Raw genomic sequence first — 21442 nt, forward strand, 5'->3', positions numbered from 1 at the left:
GTGCTCACGGACCCGGTCCAGCGCCGGGCACGTGGCCGGTGCGTCGGCACTGAACTGCTTGTTTTCGATTCTATTGTTCCTTATCGGCGGGCATTGGTGTGAAAGGGCCGATTAAGGGGGTCCGATTTGCGCCGTCACGCTGCGGTCGGGCGGGGAACCCAGCACGACGCCAGGTGATCGTCGACCATCCCGGTGGCCTGCATCAGCGCGTACGCGGTGGTGGGGCCGACGAAGCGGAAACCGCGCTTCTTGAGGTCCTTGGCCATCGCCTGGGATTCCGGGGTGATCGCCGGCACGTCGGCCATCGTCTTGGGCCGCGGGCGCGGCGGCGGGGCGTAGGACCACAGCAGATCGGACAGGTCGACGTCGAGTTCGGCGACGGCCCTGGCGTTGGCGATAGTCGCCTCGATCTTGGCGCGATTGCGCACGATGCCCTCGTCGGCCATCAACCGGGTGACGTCCCGGTCGGTGTAGCCGGCCACCGTCTCGATGTCGAAGCCGTCGAACGCCCGCCGGAAGTTGTCCCGCTTACGCAAGATGATCAGCCACGACAGGCCGCTCTGGAACGCCTCGAGGCTCATCCGCTCGAACAGCGCCACCTGACCGCGCAGCACCCGGCCCCACTCGTCGTCGTGGTAGTCGCGGTAGAGCACCGACTGGTTCTGGGCCCAGCCGCAGCGGGTGCGGCCGTCGTCCTCGGCGGTCTCGCTCACACCGATTCCTCGTCGGCAGCGGGCGCGGCGTGGTGGGTGTGTACCGGCTCGTCCAGGCCCGCGGCCGCACGCACTGCGGAGAGCTCGCCGCGCAGCTGGTCCAGCTCGGCGCCGAGACGGTCCAGCACCCAGTCCACTTCGCTGGTCTTATAGCCACGCAACACCTGGGTGAACTTGACGGCCTCGACGTCCTCGCCGGTGACCCCGGAGGCGGGCAGCACGGTGGCCGTGGTGGCGCGCGGCAGCGGCGGCAACTGCTCGCCCCGCCCGAACACCAGGCTGGCCACCCCGAAGAGGACGATGCCGATCAGGATCAGCACCACCAGGTACAGCAGGATCAACGTCACGTCACGAGATTACTTGCGCCGAGATCGACGTTCGGCATGCTTGCACTCGCATTTCCGCGGCGAAATGTCGGTTTGGGCGAGAGATACGCTCAGCGCAGGGTGTTCATCGGCGGCCGGTCGGCCAGCGAGACCTTGGTGGTCTGCGGCAGGTAGCCGTCGTGTCCGTCGGGCAGGAACTGCGTCAGCCCGATCCCGGAGTCGGTGATGCCGCAGCGCGACAGCAGCGTGGCGATCACCTGGCGGCTCATCGCACCAAGCTCGATCAAAGGGCGGTTGCGGTGACTGCGCACGCCGAGATTGACCTGCGCGATCGCCTGCAGGCCCAGCCGGTCGTAGGTGTCGACCAGCAGGCCGATCTCCACGCCGTAGCCCGGCGCGAACGGCACCGACGTCAACAGCTCGCGGGTGCCGGCGTACTCGCCGCCCAGCGGCTGCAGCACACAGCCCAGCTCGGGGCGCAGCGCGGCCAGCAGCGGTCGCGCGACCAGCTCGGTGACCCGGCCGCCGCCGTTGGCGTCCTCGTCCTTGCCGACCTTCAGCGGTCGCCGGTAGAAACCCTTGACCAGGTGGATGCCGTCGCCGGTGAGCAGCGGACCGACCAGTCGCGGCACGAACATCGGGTCGGGGTCGATCAGGTCGGAGTCGACGAACACGATGATGTCGCCGGTGGTGGCCGCCAGCGAGCGCCACAACACTTCACCCTTGCCGGGCTGCGGCTCCACCTCGGGTACCGCCTGTTCCCGGGTGACCACCCGGGCGCCGGCGGCGATGGCTTCGATCTCGGTGTCGTCGGTGGAGCCGGAGTCCAGCACGATCAGCTCGTCGACCAGGCCGCCCAACAGTGGGCGGATGGTGTCCACCACCGATCCGACGGTCTCCTCCTCGTTGAGCGCAGGCAGGACGACGGAGATGGTGCGGCCGCGTTTGGCGGCCACCAGTTCAGCAATGGTCCAGGTCGGCCGGCTCCAGCTGTGGTCAGACAGCCAGGTGTCGCCGGGAAGTGTGTCGTTGGCGAGTTCGGTCATGCCAAGCCCCTCACCGTCCGCACCGGCGGACGCTCCCCACGGATCGACGCGACCATTTCCAGTACGCGCCGAGTGGGTCCCACTTCATGCACCCGGAACATCCGGGCTCCGTCGGCGGCGGCCAAAGCGGTCGCGGCCAGCGTGCCCTCGAGGCGTTCGGTGAGCTCCACACCCAAAGTCTCCCCGACGAAATCTTTGTTGCTCAGCGCCATCAGGACGGGCCATCCGGTCTTAACAAGATCTTTTACGTGGCGCAACAAAGTAAGACCGTGATGAGTGTTTTTGCCGAAATCGTGGGTCGGGTCGATCAGAATCGCGTCCCGGGCCACCCCGAGCGCCACCGCGCGTTCTGCGGCGGAGGTGACCTCGGCGATGACGTCGTCGACCACGCCGGTCATGGTTGTGCCGTAGCTGACCCGGAACGGCCGGGTGCGCGGTGTGGCGCCCCCGGTGTGCGAACACACCAGCCCGGCCCCGAACTCGGCGGCGACCTCGGGAAGGGCCGCGTCGGCACCGGCCCAGGTGTCGTTGATCAGGTCCGCTCCGGCCGCGCAGGCCTGCTTGGCCACCGTCGAACGCCAGGTGTCGACGCTGATCAGCTGGTCGGGGTACTCGCCGCGCAGCCACTCGATGAACGGCACCACCCGGGCGATTTCCTCGTCGGCATCGACCAGGGTGCCGGGCCCGGCCTTGACTCCCCCGACGTCGACCACGTCGGCGCCCTCGGCGACCACCCGGTGCGCGGCGTCTTTGGCGGCTTCGTCGGTGAAGGTCGCGCCGCGGTCGTAGAACGAGTCGGGTGTGCGGTTGACGATCGCCATGATCAGCGCGCGATCACCGGCCACCGGCCGTCCGCAGAACGTCGACTTCACCCCACCATGGTGCCTGGTGACGCCGAGATCGACGAAATGACGGCTTCTACTCGCAGTTCCTCCGCGAGACGTCGGTTTGGGCGAACTGGGACTAGCCCTTGGGCCGGGACCCGGCCGCCACTTCCTCGGGATACTCGTCGTAGAACGGTACGTAGCCCTCGTCGCGGCCCTTCAGTACGTACAGCGGGTCCTTGATCTCCTCGCCGTCGGCGCCGTACCCCTGTTTGCGCAGGTCGACCTTGCGGCTCTTGAACGTCGACGTCGTCTCCAGCGACTCGACGATCCGGACGAACAACGGCACGGCATAGCCCGGCAGGTTTCCGTAGACGGTTTCGGCCAGCGCCTTGCCGTCGAATTCCACGCCGTCACGCAGCTTGACCGCCGCCATCCCGGCGCGGCCGCCGGTGTCGGGCACCTCGACGCCGAACACCGTCGACTCCTCGACGTTCTTGTCCTGACCGAGCGCAGCCTCCACCTGGGTGGTGGCGACGTTCTCGCCCTTCCACCGGAAGGTGTCGCCGAGCCGGTCGGCGAAGGCGGCGTGCCGCATGCCCTGCGGGTTCATCACGTCGCCGGTGTTGAACCACACGTCGCCCTCTTTGAACGCGTTGCGCACCAACTTCTTCTCGCTGGCTTCCTTGTCGGTGTAGCCGTCGAACGGCGAGAGCTTGTTGACCGGGCTGATCAGCAGGCCGGGCTCGCCGGGCGCCACCTTGCGGACCCGGCCGTTCTCGTCGCGGGCCGGCTCGCCGGTCTCCGCGTCGTACTCGACGTAGGCCAGTGGCATCGGGCTGATGCCGGTGGTCTTGGGGATGTTGAAAATATTGATGAATGCGGTGTTGCCCTCGCTGGCGGCGTAGAACTCGGCGACCCGGCCGATGTTGAACCGGCGGGTGAACTCGTCCCAGATCTCCGGGCGCAACCCGTTGCCGGCGATCACGCGGATCTTGTGGGCGCGGTCGGTGTCCTTGGGCGGCTGGTTCAGCAGATAGCGGCACACCTCACCGATGTAGATGAACGCGGTGGCTTCCATCTGAATCACGTCGTCCCAGAACCGCGACGCCGAGAACGACTTGCCCAGTGCCAGAGTCCCGCCCGCGTTGATCACCGACGACACCGCGACCGTGAGCGCGTTGTTGTGGTAGAGCGGCAGCGGGCAATACAGGGTGTCATTGCTGTTGAGCCGCAACCCCAATCCGCCGAACGCCGCGAGCGCGCGCAGCCACCGGTGATGGGTCATCACGCTGGCCTTCGGGTGGCCGGTGGTGCCCGAGGTGAAGATGTAGAACGCGGTGTCCTTGGCCTGGACCTGTGACGCCGACGCCGGGTTGTCGGTCGGCTTGCCCTTCGCTTGTTCTTCGAAGTCCTCGATGGTCACCAGGTCGGCGACCTCCGCACCGCTTTCCTTGATCGCGTCGATCAGGTCGGACTCGGCGATCACGACCTTCGCATCCAGCAGACCGATGCTGTGCGACAACACATCTCCGCGCTGGTGGTAGTTCAGCATGCCGGCCACCGCGCCGCATTTCACCGCGGCGAGCATCATCAGGACGGCGTGGGGTGAGTTGCGCAGCATGATGCCGACCACGTCGCCGCGGCCAACTCCCTTGTCGGCCAACACCGCAGCCAACCGGTTCGCTGTCTCGTTGGCTTCGCGGTAGGTGATCTTCTCGTCGCCCATCCGGATGAACACACGGTCGGCGTAGCGCGCGGCGCGATCTTGGAACACCTTGCCGATGGAGGTCTTCGTGGTGGGCAGCGCCAGCAGACCGGTCAGTGCGCCGCGCACGATCACCGGCGCATCCATCACCACCGCAGGCAGCCGGGTGGCCAGGTCGAGTAGCCCTACCGAATGCTTCGCACCCGACTTTTCCGCGCCGGAATCGCCGGATTCGGCGGAATTATTGCTGGCCATCGATGCCACCTCCCGTGTGTCGCCCGTCCCGCGAGTCAGAGTAGCCCTGGTCACGTCCGGGGTGCGCAGACGTCGAGAGCCGCCTCGACGACATCGACGACCACCAGCCGGTCCAATGCTGCCTGCGCGACGAAACCGGGCTCGACGAGTGATCCCAACCAGCTGCGCAGACCGTCGTAGTGGCCGGTGGGATCGAGGAGCACCACCGGCTTTTCATGCATACCGAGGTACCCCGCGGTCCACGTTTCGAAAAGTTCCTCCAGCGTGCCGATCCCGCCGGGGAGTGCCAGGAAGGCGTCACTGCGGTCCTCCATGACTTGTTTGCGCTGACGCATGGTGTCGGTGACGATCAGCTCGTCGGCCTCGACGTCGGCCAGCTCCCGGTGCACCAGTGCCTTGGGGATGACGCCGACCGTGCGCCCGCCGTGGGATCGGGCACCCTCGGCCACCGCGCCCATCGCCGAGACGTTGCCGCCGCCGGACACCAGCGTCCAGCCGCGGTCGGCAATCGCCTCCCCCACCCGTCGGGCGAGGTCGAGCAGGTCGGGGTGACGCGGGCCGGAAGCGCAGTAGACGCACACCGCCCACTCGCCGTCGCGGTTCTCGGGTTCCACACCGGCAAACCTAACGCAGCCGATTTGCGGCTATTGCCGTGGCGGTGCGGTGCAGGCAAATACAGTCCGGCTATGCCGAATCGGTGGCCGCTCGTCCCGCGCCAGTCCTGCGACCGCGCGATCGAGCTGCTCGACGGTCATCACGGCCTGGTCCTGGTGGGCGCCGACGGAGTGGGCAAGACGACGCTGGCCGGTCAGATCGCCGAGCGGCTCGGCGAGACCACGCCGGTGCGGGTGAAAGCCACCACCACCCAAGCCGCGGTACCGTTCGGCGCGTTCGGCCCCCTGGTCGAAGTCCACGAGGTGGGCAAACCGGCCGCGCTGATCCACTCGGCGCTGGAATCGCTGCTCGCCCAAGCGGATAGCCCGGTGATCATCGTCGACGACGCTCAGCTGCTCGACCCGCTGTCGGCCAGCCTGGTCTATCAGTTGGCGCGGCACGGGTCGGCCCGACTGATCGTCACGGTACGGGCGGGCGCGACGCTGCCGTCGGCGGTGTCCTCGCTGACCGACGACGAGCTGCTGACCACCCTCGACGTCGGCCCGCTCGACCAGGATGAGACCGCAGCCGTGCTGACCGCGCTGGGCCAGCCGCTGGGCGACGAGTACCGCCGCACCGGCGGAAATCCGCTCGAATTGCGGCTGCACCTGCAGACCCGTTCGGCGGCAACGTCACTGGCAGGCCTGGTCGATGCCTATCTCGCCGAGCTGCCGCCCGGAGCCCGCACCGTGCTGAGCTACCTGGCCGTGCATGAGCCGCTGTCACGCCACGACCTGGCCGCACTCGCCGGTGACGACGCCGTCGCCCAGTCCGAAACAGCCGGTGCCGCAGAGCTATTCGGCCAGACAGTGTATGCCGGTCACCCGCTGTTCGCCGAGCGGACGAACCAGGACGCCGACCCGGCCGACATCAGGCGGTTGCGGACCGAGATCCTGACCCAGCTCGCGGCCCGGCCTCACCGCCACCTCTGCGATCGCCTCGGTCGCGCGGCGCTCGCACTGGACACCGACTCCCCCGAGCCTGTCGACGACGTGGTCGCCGCGGCACAGCAGGCGCTGCGACTCGGCGACCTGACCCTGAGCGAACGTCTCGCCGGGGCGGCCCTGGCGCGCTCCGAGCGCTTCGACGCGCGGCTCGCGCTCAGCTACGCACTGGCCTGGCAGGGCCGCGGGCGGGAAGCGGATTCGGTGCTCGCCGATGTCGACGCAGCCGCGCTCACCGAGGACGAGGTGATGGCGTGGGCGTTACCGCGGGCGGCCAACCAGTTCTGGATGCTGTCCGAACCCGAGCGCGCCACCGCGTTCCTGCAGAACACCCGCAAGCGGATCAGCTCGACGGCGGCCCGGCTGACCCTGGACGCCCTGTCAGCGACGTTCGCGATGAACGCGGGCAATGTGGCACGCGCACTCGAGATCGCGGCAGGCGTGCTGGCGGCCCCGGAGGCCGAGGACATGGCGGTGGCGTGGGCGGCCAGCGCCTCGGCGTTGTGCTCGGCACGGATGGGCCGCTTCGATCAGGTGGACGCTCTGGTGAAGCGGGCGCTGGACGCCGAACATCCCGGCCTGCTGCGCTTCACTGTCGGCCTGGCGCAGACCACCACACTGCTGATGACCGGGCAGCCCGACGCCGCGCTCGAAACTGCCGGCGAGTTCACCGACTTCGCCGAGCTGGCCCAGCCGGGCCGCTCGATCGGGGAGGTGCTGCTGGCGCAGGTGCTGATCGCGCAGGGCGATCCGGCCGGCGCGGCACGACTGCTCGGCCCGGCCGCGGCCACGCTGGAGCGCACCGGCTACTCGTGGGGGCCGCTGTCGCTGATGTATCTGACCACCGCACTGGCCCAGCAGGGCGAGATCGCCGATTCGGCGAAGGCGCTGAGCCGGGCCGACGCCCGGCACGGCACCAAGTCGGCGTTGTTCGCCCCCGAGCTGGGGGTGGCGCGGGCCTGGCGGCTGGCCACGGTCGGCGACGGCACCCACGCCGCGATCGACGCGGCACGCGAGGCCGCGCGCGGCGCGGAGCGCAGCGGTCAGCTGGGGGTCGCGGTGTGGGCGTGGAACGAGGCGGCGCGGCTCGGCGATACGCAGGCCGCCGGGGCGATCGCGAAGCTGGCGGAGACGGTGGACTGCGCGTTCACCCGGTGAGGTAGCGCCGCAACGTCTCGGTGACGGCGGTGATCTGGGCCAGCGCCACCCGTTCGTCGCGTTTGTGCGCCAGATTCGGGTCGCCAGGTCCGTAGTTCACGGCGGGGATGCCCAGCGCGGCGAACCGGGCGACGTCGGTCCAGCCGAACTTGGCTCGGACCATCCCGTCGGCGGCCGCCACCAGCGCCGCCGCGGCGGGATGACTCAGTCCGGGGAGCGCGCCGGCGGCGACATCGGTCTGCTCCAGGTGTACGTCGAGGCCGTCGAGCACCTCGCGCACGTGAGCCAGTGCCTGGTCGGGTGAGCGGTCTGGCGCGAACCGGAAGTTCACGGTCAGCTGCGCGGCGTCGGGGATGACGTTGCCTGCCACACCGCCGTCGATCTTCACCGCCGACAACCCTTCGCGGTACGTACAGCCGTCGATCTCGACCATGCGGGCCTGGTAACCGGCCAGCCGGTCGAGCACGGGGCCGAGCTTGTGAATAGCGTTGTCGCCCAACCACGATCGCGCCGAGTGCGCCCGCGTTCCGGTCGCCGAGATCACCACCCGCAGGGTGCCCTGACAGCCGGCCTCGATGTAGCCGCCGGACGGCTCACCCAGGATCGCGACGTCCGCGGTCAGCCAGTTCGGAAGCTCGCGCTGGATCCGGTTGAGTCCGTTGGCGGAGGCTTCGATCTCTTCGCAGTCGTAGAAGACCAGCGTGATGTCGTGGGCCGGCTCGGCGATGGTGGCGGCCAGATGCAGGAACACCGCGTCACCGGACTTCATGTCCGAGGTGCCGCACCCGTACAGGTGGTCGGCGTCGAACCGCGACGGCACGTTGTCGGCGATCGGGACGGTGTCGAGGTGACCGGCCAGCACCACCCGAGACGGCAGACCGAAGTTCGTGCGGGCCAGCACCGCGTCGCCGTTGCGGATGATCTCGTAGCCGGACGTCTGCGCGCGCAGCGCGGACTCGACCTCGCCGGCGATGCGCGCCTCGTCGCGCGACACACTCGGGATGTCGACGAGCGCGGCGGTCAGCGCGATCGGGTCAGCGTGTAGATCCAACACAACTGACCAGGCTAGCGGTCAGCGCGATGCATTACGGTTGAGCACCGTGACTTCTGCTGCCGGCGTCGGATTGGCCACCATCACCGAGGACGGGACCGTCCTCGACACCTGGTTCCCGGACCCGGAGCTGGGTGCCTACAGCCCGTCGGGCAGCACCCGGCTCTCCGTCGCCGAAGTGCCCGACGATCTGGCGGCCGCGACCGGCCCCGATCCGGCCCGCGGTGTGGAGACGATCGTGGTGCGCACGGTGATCGCGGACCTGAACGACAAGCCGCTCGACACCTATGACGCCTACCTACGGCTGCACCTGCTCTCGCACCGACTGGTCGAGCCGCACGGCCTGAATCTCGACGGCATCTTCGGGGTGCTCACCAACGTGGTGTGGACCAACTTCGGACCGTGCCAGATCGAGGGGTTCGAAGATGTGCGGCTGCGGCTGCGCGGCCGCGGTCACGTGGCGGTCTACGGCGTGGACAAGTTCCCGCGGATGGTCGACTATGTGCTGCCGAGCGGGGTGCGGATCGCCGACGCCGACCGGGTGCGCCTGGGTGCACACCTGGCGCCGGGCACCACCGTGATGCACGAAGGCTTCGTGAACTTCAACGCCGGCACGCTCGGTGCGTCGATGGTGGAGGGCCGGATCTCGGCGGGTGTGGTCGTCGACGACGGCTCCGACGTCGGTGGCGGCGCGTCGATCATGGGCACGCTGTCCGGCGGTGGCACTCAGGTCATCTCGGTGGGCAAGCGCTGCCTGCTGGGCGCCAACGCAGGCCTGGGCATCTCGCTGGGCGACGACTGCATCATCGAGGCCGGCCTGTATGTGACGGCGGGCACCAAGGTCACCACCCCGGACGGGACGACGGTCAAGGCCCGCGAACTGTCCGGCGCGAACAACCTTCTGTTCCGCCGCAATTCGGTGACCGGCGCCGTCGAGGTGGTCGCGCGCGACGGCAAGGGCATCGCGCTGAACGAGGCGCTGCACGCGAATTAGGCGGAGGCGCTGCACGCCAACTAGTCCGGCCCCACCGCGAGTGTGAAAGGCGGCTGCTCGGGTATAGGAGCAGCGTGTTTCCGGATGACTTGCGGCAGCTGGCCGCGGCGCATGGCGTGGCCACCTCCTATCGCAACGAGCGACGGGAGCCGGTCGAGGTCGACGCCGATGTGGTGATCCGGGTTCTTGGGCTGCTCGACGTCGACGCGGCCACCGAGGCCTCCCGGCGCGCCGAATTGGCCGCGCTCACCGACCTCAAACGCGCAGGGCGACTGGCCCCGACCATCGCCGTCCGGCTGAACGGCACGCCGCACCCGGTGCCGGGAGCCGAGCTGCTCGTCGGGGAGGACGGCAGCCGCATCGAGGTGAGCGACGAGCTGCCCGGCGATCTGGTGCCGGGCTGGTACCGCCTGCACACCCGCGACGGCCAGCAGGTGACGCTGGTGGCCGCACCCGCGCAGGTGCCGCAGACGCCCGACACCTGGGGCTGGATGCTGCAGCTGTACGCCCTGCGCTCGCAGCGCTCCTGGGGCATCGGCGATTTCGGCGATCTGCGGGAGTTCCTGGAGTGGACGGTCGCCGAGCACGGCGCCGGTGCGGTGTTGCTCAACCCGCTGCACGCGCCCGGCCCGACGCATCCGGTGCAACCCTCGCCGTACACGCCGTCGAGTCGTCGGTTTTCCAATCCGTTGGCGCTGCGCATCGAGGACCTCGAGGCGTACCGCAGCGCCGACCCCGCCACCCGTGCCGAGGTGGACGCCCTGCGCGTCTCGGCGACCACCGAGCGAATCGACCATGACCTGGTGTGGGCCGCCAAACGTGCTGCGTTGGAAGCGCTCTGGCGTGCGACGGGCCGGCCCACTCCGCTCGACGGATCCCCGGCCACCGAAGGGTTGACCGACTGGGCGACGTACTGCGCTCTCGCCGAGCGCCATGGCGGACGGTGGAGCCGCTGGCCCGTGGAGCTTCGCGATGCGAAGGGGTCCGCCGTCCTGGCTGCTCGTCGGGAGTTGGCGTCGCGCATCGGCTTTCACGCCTGGGTGCAGCAGCAGTGTGCCGAGCAGTTGGCCGTGATACGGGCGGCCGGCCGAACCGCCGGCATGGCCCTGGGCGTGCTGCACGACCTACCCGTCGGAGTGGATGCCGACGGCGCAGACGCGTGGGCGCTGGCCGATGTGCTCGCCGGTGGCGTGAGCGTCGGCGCACCGCCGGACAACTTCACCCCGCGCGGCCAGGACTGGGGTCTGCCGCCGTGGCGTCCCGACCGACTGGCCGCCACCGGATACGCGGCGTTGCGGGATATGTTGCGCGCCATACTGTCTCACGCCGATGGTTTGCGCATCGACCATGTCGCCGGCCTGTGGCGACTGTGGTGGATCCCGCCGGGCGACACCCCGGACCGCGGCACCTATGTGCACTACGACGCCGACGTCATGCTCGCGGTTCTCGCCCTGGAGGCGCACCGGGCCGGCGCTGTCGTTGTCGGTGAAGACCTGGGCACCGTCGAACCGGAGGTCACCGAGGCGCTGGCCGGCAACGGCATGCTCGGCTCGGCGGTCTCGTGGTTCACCCGCGACGAGGCCGACCCGGACCAACCGTTGCTGCCGTCGGCGACGTGGCCGGAGCGGGCGGCGGCCAGTCTGTCCACCCATGACCTGCCCACCGCCGCAGGGTTTCTCCGCGGCGAGCATGTTCGCGCCCGCGCCGAGCTGGGACTGCTCGACGACGTCCCGGGCGAAGAAGCGAACGCCGCCAAGGAGCGCGACGAATGGGTGGCGCTGCTTCGCGCCGAGGGCCTGCTGGCCGACGGTGATCCCGACGACGCGTCGATCATCGTTGCGATGCACCGATTTCTGGCGTCGACGCCGAGCCGGCTGAAGTTGATCTCGCCCTACGATGTCATCGGTGAGATCCGGCAGCCGAACCTGCCCGGCACGATCGACGAGTACCCGAACTGGCGACTGCCGTTGGCCGAGACCCTCGAGGAACTCCGGGCGGATCCGCGGGTCGCCGAGATCGCCGCGACCTTCCGCCGCTGAAAGCCTAGGTACCGAGGCCTAATTCGCCGACAGGATGCAGAACTCGTTGCCCTCCGGGTCGGCCAGCACCACCCAACTCTGGTCGCCCTGGCCGATGTCGACGTGGCGCGCCCCGAGCCCGAGCACCCGGTCGACCTCGGCCTGCTGGTCGTCGGGCGTGAAGTCGAAGTGGATGCGGTTCTTGATCGTCTTGTCGTCGGGCACAGCCAGGAACAGCCAGTCGGGCCCGGCGCCGGCGGGGGCACGCAGAGCCACATCGCCGTCCTCGGTGGGCTCGGCGGGCCAGCCCAGCACCGTCGACCACCACGCGGACAGCGCGTGAATGTCGTGGGCGTCGATGCAGACTTCGCTGAACCGCAGCGTCATTTCATCAACTCCTTCTTGACGACTTTGCCCATCGCGTTGCGCGGCAGCGAGTCGACCAATCGCACTTCCCGCGGCCGCTTGTGCACCGAAAGTTGCTCGGCGACAAAGGCGATCAGGTCCTCAGGGTTGGCATCGCCGACCACGAACGCGACGATCCGCTGGCCGAGATCGGTGTCGGGCAGGCCCACCACCGCGACCTCCTGAACACCCGGGTGGCCGAGCAGCACCGTCTCGACCTCGCCCGCGCCGACCCGGAAGCCACCGGACTTGATCAGGTCCACCGATTCTCGCCCGACGATGCGGTGCATATTGCCGCCGTCGATCACGGCGGCATCGCCGGTGCGGTACCACCCGTCGGCGTCGAAAGCCTCTGCGGTGGCATCGGGCCGATTGAGGTAGCCATCGAACACTGTCGGGGCCTTGAGGTGGAGGCTGCCGATGGTCTCGCCGTCGTGCGGTGCGACCGAACCGTCCTCGTGCACCAGCCGGGTCTCAACCCCGTTGAGCGGCAAGCCAACCCAGCCGGGCCGTCGTTCACCGTCGGCGCGGGTGCTCAGCGTGATCAGCGATTCGGTGCTGCCGTACCGCTCGACGGGTGGCTGGCCGGTCAGTTCGGTCAGCCGGGTGAACACCGGCACCGGCAGCGGTGCGCTTCCGGACACCAGCAGCCGGGCCGAGGCCAGCGCGGTGGCGGCGCCGGTGTCGGCCACCACCCGCGACCACACTGTCGGCACCCCGAAATACAGGCTGCCGCCGGCGGCGGCGTAACCGGCCGGGGTCGGTTTCCCGGTGTGCACGAAGCGATTTCCCACCCGCAACGACCCGAGCAGCCCGAGGATCAGGCCGTGCACGTGGAACAACGGCAACCCGTGCACGAGGGTGTCGTCGGGGGTCCACTGCCAGGCCTGGACCAGCGCGTCGATCTGGGCCGCGATGGCGCGCCTGCTGATCAGCACGCCTTTGGGCAGGCCGGTGGTGCCTGAGGTGTACATGACCATCGCGGTGCTCGACGGCGCAGGCTCGGCGTAGCGATGCCACGACCGGGCGTGCAGCCGTACCGGAACATGGGGTAGGCCACCGAGATCGGCGGGTGACTCCCCCAGCCAGGCTTGAGCGCCGGAGTCGGTGAGGATGTGCGTGCGTTCGGCGACTCCGACGTCGGCGGGCACCGGCACGAACGGGACGCCTGCGATCAGGCAGCCGGTGATGGCGAGCACGGTGGTGGGGGTGGGGGTGGCCAGCACGGCGACCTGGCGGGCACCGCCGACCCGCTCGGCGACCGAGGTGGCTGCCCCGACGAGGTCACTGCGGGACAACACGGCGCCGTCGATCCGCACGGCGTCTCCGATATCTGCTCCGGCGGCGACGGTGGCGGGATTCAGGGAGGCCAGCAACACGTCGCCGACGCTACCGAAGATACTGGGCGGGTGAAGCCCATCACCCAGCTCTCATCGCGCGAGGTGTACCGCAACCGATGGATGTCGGTGCGTGAGGACACCGTCGAACGGCCGGACGGCTCCACCGGCATTCACGGCGTCGTCGACCGGCCCGACTATGCCGTGGTCATCGCGGTCGACGGCGACCGGCTGGCGATGGTCGAGCAGTATCGCTATCCGATGGGAGCCCGTCGCTGGGAGTTCCCGATGGGCACCGTCCCCGGGGAGCCCGACATCGACCCGGCCGACCTGGCGGCCCGCGAACTACGCGAGGAGACAGGCCTCACGGCGGGCTCACTGATGTTGCTCGGCCGTCTCGACGTCGCACCCGGGATCATGAGCCAGCGGGGCTGGGTGTTCCTGGCCACCGATGTCACCGAGGGTGAGCCCGACCGCGAGCACGAAGAGCAGGACATGCATTTCGAATGGTTCGGGCGCAGCCAATTCGAGGAGATGGTCCGCACGGGTGAGATCACCGATGCCCAGTCCCTCGCGGCGTATGCGCAACTGCTGCTCAAGGAGCGTTTCGAGTCCTAATCGTGACCGGCACGCGTGGGGCAGATGTGACAGGTGAGGTTTTCTGACGGCTACGCTGATAACTCGCAACGACGTTCCGAGGAGTCATGAGCCGCCAAAGTTGGGGTGCCACGCTGGTGGCCGCCGCGACGATCTGCGCCGCGGGACTGGTGTCCCCCGCCTCGGCGCACGGTCAGCCGCTGGCCTGGACCGGGCGCTACCAGATGACGACCTACGCCTCCCAGAAAGCCGGCACCAGCCCGGCGACTCGCCAGAAGGAAAACGACTTCGGCGCGGTGTTCACCCTCTCGACAGCCTGCTCGGGTGGCGCCTGTGTGGCCACGGTCGTCGACGGTCCTGCACCGAGCAACCCGACGATCCCCCAGCCGACCCGCTACACCTGGAACGGTGCCGAGTGGGCCACCACCTACGACTGGGTGTGGGACTGCTTCCTCGGTGACGGCTACCAGAAGCAGTGGAGCCCGGCCACCTCGTGGGCGTTCTACACGCCGCAGCCCGACGGATCCCTGCGCGGCACATGGCACACCGACATCGCGTCAGGACCCTGCCGCGGCAGCGTCGTCATGCCCGTCACGGCAGTGCCCGCCTGACGCTGGACCCCCGCGCCCGCACAATGGATAGCGTGACCGGCACGGCGACCACGACGACGGCGGCGCGTAACCATGCGATGGACCTCTATCGGGTAATCGCCTTGGTGTTCGTCGTCATCGGGCACTGGATCGCGGCGGCGCTGACCTTCTCCGACGGCGGGTTCTGGCGGGAGAACCCACTGGTCGACATGCCGTGGACGCAGTGGCTGACGTGGATCTTCCAGGTCGTCCCGGTGTTCTTCGTGGTGGCCGGCTATGCCAGCGCGGTGTCGTGGACGCAGCGCACCTCCGACGAGTCCAGACAAGCGTGGCTACGACGGCGACTGGTCCGCCCGCTGGGGCCGACCGTGGTCTACGTCGTGTTCGCTCTGCTGGTCGTGGCGGTCCTCGGCCGGGTCGGCGTCGCGGGCTCAGAACTCGACTTCGGTGCCTGGGCGGTGGCCATGCACCTGTGGTTCCTGGGCATCTACGTGGTGGTGGTCGCACTGACCCCCGTCGCGGTCGCCGCACACCGGCGCTGGGGCAAGTGGGTGCCGTTCGTGATGACGCTCGCCGTCGCGGCGGTCGACGTGGCGACCATCGGCGCTCACCTGCCCTACGTCGGCTGGCTGAACTATCTGCTGGTCTGGGGCGTGCTCTACCAACTCGGCATCGCCTGGCACGACGGCACACTATGTCGTCGCGCGGCGATCGCGGTGGCTGTCCTGTCGGCGATCGTCCTGGCTCTGGCGGTCACCGTCGGGCCCTATCCGGTCAGCATGATCGGGGTCCCCGGCGCGGTCGTGAACAACACCGGACCGCCCAACCTGGCGCTGCTGGCACTCGGCGGGGTGCAGGCCGGTGTGGCGCTGGCCGTGGCGCCCACGGTGAACCGGATGGTGAAATCTGTTCGTACGCAGCGTGTTCTGGCCGTCGCCAATGACAACGTGATGGCCCTCTACCTGTGGCACATGGTCCCGGTGGTGATCGTGGCGGTCGCTGGCTATCCGACCGGGCTGCTGCCGCAACCGACCCTCGGCACAGCGGCCTGGTGGTGGTTCCGGCTGGAGTGGGTGGCGATCCTGGCCGTGGTGGCTGCGGTCGAGCTGCTGTTGTTGTGGTGGGGCCGCAGATTGTTCTCGGCGCCGCTGCCCACCGTCGCCGTCGCCATTGCGCCCCGGCTCGGCGAGGTCCTGTTGTTCGCCGGCACACTGACGATCGCGGTGACCATCTCGGTGTTCGCGACACTGGGATTCGCCCCCGGCGGGCGGTTCCCCGTCGCCCTGAGCATCGCCTTCGCCGTGGGCGTGCTGCTGGTCTCTGTGACACCGGTCAGTAGGCGTCGAACCCGAGCTTGACCGCCAGCACCAGACCGGCGACGCCGATGAGGATGCGCAGCGGGGTGCCGGGGGCGTGCCGGACCACGACGGGTCCCAGCCGGGATCCGATCAGGCAGCCGGCGCCCAGCGGGACGACCGCGAGCCAGTGCACCGGCGCGAGGAACGCGAACAGCACCGCCGCAACGAGATTGGCCAGTCCGAGCAGGATGTTCTTGGCGGCATTGGCGTGAGCCAGGCTGTCGGCTCCCGCGTTGAGCAGCAATGCCAGGAGTAGCACGCCAGCGGCGGCGCCGAAATAACCGCCATACAAGGCGATTCCGAAAATCGCGACGCCCTCGGCCGCCACAACGAGTCGGCGCCGTGGCCCGGGATGGGGTGTGCCGCGCGGAGCGACGATCGCCACCGAGGCCAGGGCGAGCAGTATCGGGACCACCTTCTCGAACGCGTCGGCAGGCGTGGTCAGTAACAAGACCGCGCCGGCCGCCCCGCCCGCGACGGTCACCGGCGCCATCCGGGCGATGAAGCGTCCTTGTCCGACCAGTTCGGGTCGCGATCCCCACGCCGATCCGATGCCGTTGAACACCAGCGCCACGGTGTTGGTCACATTCGCCGTCACCGGCGGCAGCCCGATTGCCAGCAGGGCCGGGTAGGTGGCCACCGAGGCCAGTCCGGCGATACTGCCCGTCAATCCACCGAGCACACCGGCGATCAGCAAGGTGATGGCGTCGAGTGCGCTCAGGTGCCTGTCTTTCTATCGATGCGTCAGGGCTCGCAGAAAGAACATCAGGTTGGCCGGGCGTTCGGCAAGTCGGCGCACGAAGTACCCGTACCACTGCGTGCCGAACGGCACGTACACCCGAACCTGGTTGCCCTCCGCCGCGAGCCGGCGCTGCTCGTCGTCCCGGATGCCATAGAGCATCTGATACTCGAAACGGTCTGTATCCCGGCCGAATTCGTTCGCCATCGCCGCGGCGGCCGCGATGACCGAGGGATCGTGGGAGGCGACCATCGGATATCCGTTGCCGGCCATCAGCGTACGCAGACAGCGCAGGTAGGACTCGGTGACCGCGGCGGCGTCGCGGTAGGCCACCGACGCCGGCTCGTCGTAGGCGCCCTTGCACAGCCGGATCCGGGCACCGGCCGCCGCGAAGTCGGCGCAATCGGCCTCGCTGCGCTTGAGGTAAGCCTGCAGAACGGTTCCCAGCCAATCGAATTCGGTGCGCAGCTCGCGCACGACCGACAACGTCGAGTCGGTGGTGGTGTGGTCCTCGGCGTCGACGGTGACCCAGACGCCGACCTGCTGCGCCCGCTGGCAGATCGTATGCGCGTTCTCGAGAGCGATCTTGTCACCGTCCTTCGGGAGTGCCTGGCCGAGCGCGGACAGTTTGAGCGACACCTCCAGTGGGCGGACGATGGCCGCATTTTCGGCTCGGGCGCCGAGCGCGTCGAGTAGGTCGAGGTAGGCCTTGACGGTGGCCTCGGCCGCGTCGGTGTCGGTGACGTCCTCTCCGAGGTAGTCGATACTGACCAGCCGTCTCGAGTCACGCAGCGCGCAGACCGCGGCCAGTGCGTCGTCCGTCGTCTCCCCCGGCACGAACCGGCCGACCACGTCGCGCGCGATCGGTAGCCGCTCGGCGCTGTGCCGCAACCGATTCGAGCGGCTGGCGGCCAGGATGGCGGGGCGTGCGACGCGGGTGAACGTACTCATCACTGCACCCCCATGTGCGGGTAGGTGTGACCAGTGGGCGGAACGAACGTCTCCTTGATGGACCGTGCCGACGTCCAGCGCAGCAGGTTGAGCGGTGAACCCGCCTTGTCGTTGGTGCCCGAGGCCCGCGATCCGCCGAACGGTTGCTGCCCGACGACCGCTCCGGTCGGCTTGTCGTTGACGTAGAAGTTGCCCGCGGCGAATCGCAATCGCTCGGCAGCGGTCTGCACAGCGGCCCGGTCGTCGGCGATCACCGCACCGGTGAGCGCATAGCGGGAGCCGCCGTCGACGACGTCGAGAACCGCATCGAATTCGTCGTCGGGATAGACATGGACCGCGAGGATCGGACCGAAGTACTCGGTAGAGAAGGCCTCGTCGGTCGGGTCGTCGGACAGCAGAACGGTCGGACGCACGAAATAGCCTTCACTGTCGTCACATTCACCACCGACGGCGACGGTGACACCAGGCGCGCACTTGGCTCTTTCCAAAGCACGAGCGTTCTTCGCGAACGCGCGGGCGTCGATCACGGCTCCGCCGTAGTTCGACAGGTCGGTGACGTCGCCGTAGGTCAGTGCCTCGGTGGCGCCGAGGAAGTCGTCGCCCATGGTCTGCCACACCGAGCGCGGGATGAACGCCCGCGAGGCGGCCGAGCACTTCTGGCCCTGGTAGTCGAACGCCCCGCGAATCAGCGCGGTGCGCAACACATCCGGATCGGCCGAGCTGTGCGCGACGATGAAGTCCTTGCCACCGGTCTCGCCCACCAGCCGCGGGTAGCTGTCGTAGTCGGCGATGCGGGTGCCGACCTCACGCCACAGGTGCTGGAACGTCGCGGTCGATCCGGTGAAGTGGATACCGGACAGCCGCCGGTCGGCCAGCACGACATCGGAGACCGCAAGCCCGTCGCCGGCCACCAGGTTGATCACACCGGGCGGCAGGCCGGCAGCTTCGAGCAATTGCATCGTCAGATACGCCGCGAAGGTCTGGGTGATCGACGGCTTCCACACCACGGTGTTGCCCATCAGTGCCGGCGCGGTCGGCAGGTTGGCGGCGATCGCGGTGAAGTTGAACGGGGTGACGGCGTAGACGAAGCCGTCCAGGGGGCGGTAGTCGGTGCGGTTCCATACGCCTGGACCGCTGATCGGCTGCTGGGCCAGGATCTGTCGGGCGAACGCGACATTGAAGCGCCAGAAGTCGACCAGCTCGCAGGGGGCGTCGATCTCGGCCTGGTAGGCGGTCTTGGACTGGCCCAGCATGGTGGCCGCGGCGATCTTCTCCCGCCACGGGCCTGCCAGTAGGTCGGCGGCACGCAGGAACACCGCGGCCCGTTCGTCGAACGGGGTCGCGGCCCAGTCGTGTTTGGCGGCCATCGCCGCATCGACCGCGGCGGCGGCATCGGCGGCCGTGCCGTTGGTCAGCGTGCCCAGCCGGGCGCTGTGCCGGTGCGGTTGGACCACGTCGATGCGGTCGCCGTCGCCGAGGCGGTGAACGCCGCCGACCACGTGCGGCAGGTCGACGGGGTGGGCGGACAACTCGTGAAGGGCCACCGTGAGGCGGTCTCGTTCAGCAGATCCTGGCGCGTAATCGTGAACCGGCTCGTTGGCCGGCGCGGGAACATCGGTGCGGGCGTCCATGTCCCTCAGGATGACTCCCGACGCGACCCGAACTATTGGCTGATACGCCAAGACTTATGCCACCCGCTAGTAGTATCCGACAATATGCGGGAGGCCGGCGTCAGCCTGGGTCAGCTGGTGTTGGCCCTGGATGCGACGTTGGTGCGGCTCGTCGAGGCGCCTCGGGGTCTGGACCGCCCGGTCCGCTCGGCGGCACTGATCGACTCGGACGACGTGCGGCTGGGCCTGGCGGTCAGCGCCGGCTCGGCGGACGTGTTCTTCCTTCTCGGCATCTCCGACAGTGATGCGGTGCGCTGGCTGGACCGGCAGGTCGCCGCCCACGGCTCCCCCGCGGCGATCTTCGTCAAGGAGCCATCCGACGCGGTGGTCGCCCGGGCGGTGGCGGCCGGTGCCGCGGTCGTCGCCGTCGACCCGAAAGCCCGCTGGGAACGGCTGTACCGCCTGGTCAACCACGTCTTCGAGCACCGTCGCACCGACTCGCTCACCGATTCCGGTACCGATCTGTTCGCGCTGGCGCAGTCGATCGCCGACCGCACCCACGGCATGGTCAGCATCGAGGACGCGCAGTCGCACGTGCTGGCCTATTCGGCGTCCAACGACGAGGCCGACGAGCTGCGTCGACTGTCCATTCTGGGCCGGGCCGGGCCGCCGGACCATCTGCGGTGGATCGCACAGTGGGGCATCTTCGACCGGTTGCGCGCAGGCCCCGAGGTGGTGGCGATCGACGAGCGGCCCGAGCTGGGGCTGCGGCCGCGGCTGGCGATCGGCATCCATCGCCAGGACGGGCCGCCGGTATTCGACGGCACCATCTGGGTGCAGCAGGGCACCCGGCCGCTCGCCGACGACGCCGACGAGGCGTTGCGGGGCGCGGCGGTCTTGGCCGCCCGGATCATGGCGCGACTGGCCGCACGGCCGTCAGCGCACCTGCTGGCCGTGCAGCAACTGCTCGGGCTGGCCGACCCCGACGGGCTGGACCTGGCCGGGGTAGCCCGCGAACTGCGCATCCCCGTCGACGGCCGCGCCGCGGTGATCGGCTTCGTCACCACCGGCGCCGACCCTCGGCTGCCCGATGTTCTGGCATTGAGCGCCAGCGCTTTCCGCCCCGACGCACAGGTGGCCGCCGGCGGTTCACGGGTCTACGTCGTGCTGCCGGACTCCGGGCGCACCGCCGCCGTGGTGTCCTGGATCCGCGGCACCATCGGCACGCTGCACGCCGAGCTCGGACTGGACCTGCACGCGGTGATCGCCGCCCCGATCGCCGGGCTGGCCGCGGTCGCCGGCGCCCGCCGCGAGATCGACCGCGTCTTCGACAGCGCCCAGCGGCACCCGGTGTTCGGCAAGGTGACCACGCTGGCCGAGGCTCGCACCACGGTGCTGCTCGACGAGATCGTCACACTCGTGGCCGCCGACGAGCGGCTGATCGATCCGCGGGTGCGCGCCCTGCGGGAGGCCGACCCGACGCTGGCCGAGACCCTGCGGGTCTACCTGGACTGCTTCGGCGATGTGGCGGCGGCTGCGGCGGCGCTTCACGTCCACCCGAACACGGTTCGCTATCGGGCGCGCCGACTTGAGCAGGCACTTTCCACTTCGCTGAGCGATCCCGACGTCCGGCTATTACTGTCATTGAGCCTGCGGGCGACCGCTTGATCAGAGCAGTCAAGCAGCCGCGCCGCATAAGCGAGAAATTTTTTGACCAACCTGGTAACACTGTTGCATCTGTTGCCGATGAGGCTTTTGTCATGACTGGCTGTGAAGCTCGTCACGACGCCAGAAACCTCGGTGAACCGGGCCCCCCGATCACCGTCGAACCACTGAGCACAAGGGGTCAGGATGAAATACATGGGTCGAGTGCTGGTGGCGATGATCGCCGCCGTCGCGGCGTTGTTCGTCGGGACGGGTACCTCGCACGCAGGTTTGGATAATGAGCTGAGTCTGGTCGACGGCGGTGGCCGGACGATGACGGTGCAGCAGTGGGACACCTTCCTCAACGGTGTGTTCCCGTTGGACCGCAACCGGCTGACTCGGGAGTGGTTCCACTCCGGCAAGGCTGTCTACAGCGTGGTCGGCCCGGGCGCCGATGAGTTCGCGGGCACCTTGGAGCTGGGCTACCAGGTGGGCTTCCCCTGGTCGCTGGGCGTGGGCA

Annotated in this window: 20 protein-coding genes; 8 read left to right on the plus strand and 12 right to left on the minus strand. The window is 69.0% G+C overall.

Annotated elements, in window-relative coordinates:
- Nucleotides 1-134: 134 nt before the first annotated feature.
- From AB4879_RS03355 to AB4879_RS03380, 6 genes are all read right to left on the minus strand, one after another.
- The gene (locus AB4879_RS03355; RefSeq protein ID WP_370506421.1) at nt 135-713 is read right to left on the minus strand and encodes a DNA-3-methyladenine glycosylase I; all 579 of its coding nucleotides are present in this window, start codon (nt 711-713) and stop codon (nt 135-137) included.
- A complete protein-coding gene (locus AB4879_RS03360) occupies nt 710-1060 on the minus strand; it encodes a DivIVA domain-containing protein (protein WP_102808316.1) in 351 nt (116 codons plus the stop codon). Before AB4879_RS03360 ends, AB4879_RS03355 begins: the two co-directional genes overlap by 4 nt.
- A gap of 89 nt (nt 1061-1149) precedes the next feature.
- On the minus strand, nt 1150-2085 hold the full coding sequence (locus AB4879_RS03365; RefSeq protein ID WP_370506422.1) for a glucosyl-3-phosphoglycerate synthase: 936 nt from the start codon (nt 2083-2085) through the stop codon (nt 1150-1152).
- The gene (gene folP / locus AB4879_RS03370; RefSeq protein ID WP_370506445.1) at nt 2082-2906 is read right to left on the minus strand and encodes a dihydropteroate synthase; all 825 of its coding nucleotides are present in this window, start codon (nt 2904-2906) and stop codon (nt 2082-2084) included. The genes AB4879_RS03365 and folP overlap by 4 nt, the downstream gene beginning before the upstream one ends.
- Before the next feature lie 142 nt (nt 2907-3048).
- Entirely contained in the window at nt 3049-4872 is a 1824-nt protein-coding gene (gene fadD6 / locus AB4879_RS03375; RefSeq protein ID WP_370506423.1) for a long-chain-acyl-CoA synthetase FadD6, read from the minus strand.
- A gap of 50 nt (nt 4873-4922) precedes the next feature.
- A complete protein-coding gene (locus AB4879_RS03380) occupies nt 4923-5486 on the minus strand; it encodes a TIGR00730 family Rossman fold protein (protein WP_370506424.1) in 564 nt (187 codons plus the stop codon).
- A gap of 72 nt (nt 5487-5558) precedes the next feature.
- On the opposite strand from AB4879_RS03380, the gene AB4879_RS03385 reads away from it, so the two are divergent.
- Complete coding sequence (locus AB4879_RS03385) at nt 5559-7628, plus strand: AAA family ATPase (protein WP_370506425.1); 2070 nt, start codon at nt 5559-5561, stop codon at nt 7626-7628.
- Here the strand turns inward: AB4879_RS03385 and dapE are convergent.
- Nucleotides 7618-8682, minus strand: coding sequence for a succinyl-diaminopimelate desuccinylase (gene dapE, locus AB4879_RS03390; protein ID WP_370506426.1), 1065 nt, complete (start codon nt 8680-8682; stop codon nt 7618-7620). The genes AB4879_RS03385 and dapE overlap by 11 nt on opposite strands.
- 37 nt (nt 8683-8719) lie before the next feature.
- Between dapE and dapD the strand changes: the two genes are divergently transcribed.
- Nucleotides 8720-9673 carry a 2,3,4,5-tetrahydropyridine-2,6-dicarboxylate N-succinyltransferase gene (gene dapD / locus AB4879_RS03395; RefSeq protein ID WP_199189939.1) on the plus strand — a complete coding sequence of 318 codons (954 nt, stop codon included), beginning with the start codon at nt 8720-8722 and terminating at the stop codon, nt 9671-9673.
- A 74-nt stretch (nt 9674-9747) separates the two neighbouring features.
- The gene (gene malQ, locus AB4879_RS03400; RefSeq protein WP_370506427.1) at nt 9748-11712 is read left to right on the plus strand and encodes a 4-alpha-glucanotransferase; all 1965 of its coding nucleotides are present in this window, start codon (nt 9748-9750) and stop codon (nt 11710-11712) included.
- Between the two features lie 18 nt (nt 11713-11730).
- Here the strand turns inward: malQ and AB4879_RS03405 are convergent, their stop codons facing one another.
- Nucleotides 11731-12078 (minus strand): VOC family protein, encoded by a 348-nt coding sequence (locus AB4879_RS03405; protein WP_370506428.1) that lies wholly within the window; start codon nt 12076-12078, stop codon nt 11731-11733.
- On the minus strand, nt 12075-13475 hold the full coding sequence (locus AB4879_RS03410) for an acyl-CoA synthetase (RefSeq protein ID WP_370506429.1): 1401 nt from the start codon (nt 13473-13475) through the stop codon (nt 12075-12077). The genes AB4879_RS03405 and AB4879_RS03410 overlap by 4 nt, the downstream gene beginning before the upstream one ends.
- Before the next feature lie 81 nt (nt 13476-13556).
- Here AB4879_RS03410 and AB4879_RS03415 point away from each other — a divergent pair, with 81 nt between their 5' ends.
- The 3 genes from AB4879_RS03415 (at nt 13557) to AB4879_RS03425 (ending at nt 15978) form a co-directional block, all read left to right on the plus strand.
- Nucleotides 13557-14051 carry an NUDIX domain-containing protein gene (locus tag AB4879_RS03415; protein ID WP_370506446.1) on the plus strand — a complete coding sequence of 165 codons (495 nt, stop codon included), beginning with the start codon at nt 13557-13559 and terminating at the stop codon, nt 14049-14051.
- Nucleotides 14052-14137: 86 nt separating this feature from the next.
- Entirely contained in the window at nt 14138-14641 is a 504-nt protein-coding gene (locus tag AB4879_RS03420) for a hypothetical protein (protein ID WP_370506430.1), read from the plus strand.
- 23 nt (nt 14642-14664) lie between these two features.
- The gene (locus AB4879_RS03425; RefSeq protein WP_370506431.1) at nt 14665-15978 is read left to right on the plus strand and encodes an acyltransferase; all 1314 of its coding nucleotides are present in this window, start codon (nt 14665-14667) and stop codon (nt 15976-15978) included.
- On the opposite strand, the gene AB4879_RS03430 is transcribed toward AB4879_RS03425, so the two are convergent.
- The 3 genes from AB4879_RS03430 to pruA all read right to left on the minus strand — a co-directional run bounded on the left by AB4879_RS03430 (nt 15953) and on the right by pruA (nt 19299).
- Nucleotides 15953-16648, minus strand: coding sequence for a sulfite exporter TauE/SafE family protein (locus tag AB4879_RS03430; protein ID WP_370506432.1), 696 nt, complete (start codon nt 16646-16648; stop codon nt 15953-15955). The two genes, AB4879_RS03425 and AB4879_RS03430, sit on opposite strands and share 26 nt — an antisense overlap.
- A 63-nt stretch (nt 16649-16711) precedes the next feature.
- Complete coding sequence (locus AB4879_RS03435; RefSeq protein WP_370506433.1) at nt 16712-17668, minus strand: proline dehydrogenase family protein; 957 nt, start codon at nt 17666-17668, stop codon at nt 16712-16714.
- On the minus strand, nt 17668-19299 hold the full coding sequence (gene pruA, locus AB4879_RS03440) for an L-glutamate gamma-semialdehyde dehydrogenase (protein ID WP_370506434.1): 1632 nt from the start codon (nt 19297-19299) through the stop codon (nt 17668-17670). Before pruA ends, AB4879_RS03435 begins: the two co-directional genes overlap by 1 nt.
- 84 nt (nt 19300-19383) lie before the next feature.
- Between pruA and AB4879_RS03445 the strand changes: the two genes are divergently transcribed.
- Together AB4879_RS03445 and AB4879_RS03450 are read left to right on the plus strand one after the other, a co-directional pair.
- Nucleotides 19384-20946 carry a PucR family transcriptional regulator gene (locus tag AB4879_RS03445; protein ID WP_370506435.1) on the plus strand — a complete coding sequence of 521 codons (1563 nt, stop codon included), beginning with the start codon at nt 19384-19386 and terminating at the stop codon, nt 20944-20946.
- A 183-nt stretch (nt 20947-21129) separates the two neighbouring features.
- Nucleotides 21130-21442 (plus strand): MspA family porin (locus AB4879_RS03450; RefSeq protein ID WP_370506436.1); only part of this gene is annotated, 313 nt, incomplete at its 3' end.

Origin of the sequence: Mycobacterium sp. SA01 (genome assembly GCF_041287105.1) — a bacterium.
Taxonomy (GTDB): domain Bacteria; phylum Actinomycetota; class Actinomycetes; order Mycobacteriales; family Mycobacteriaceae; genus Mycobacterium.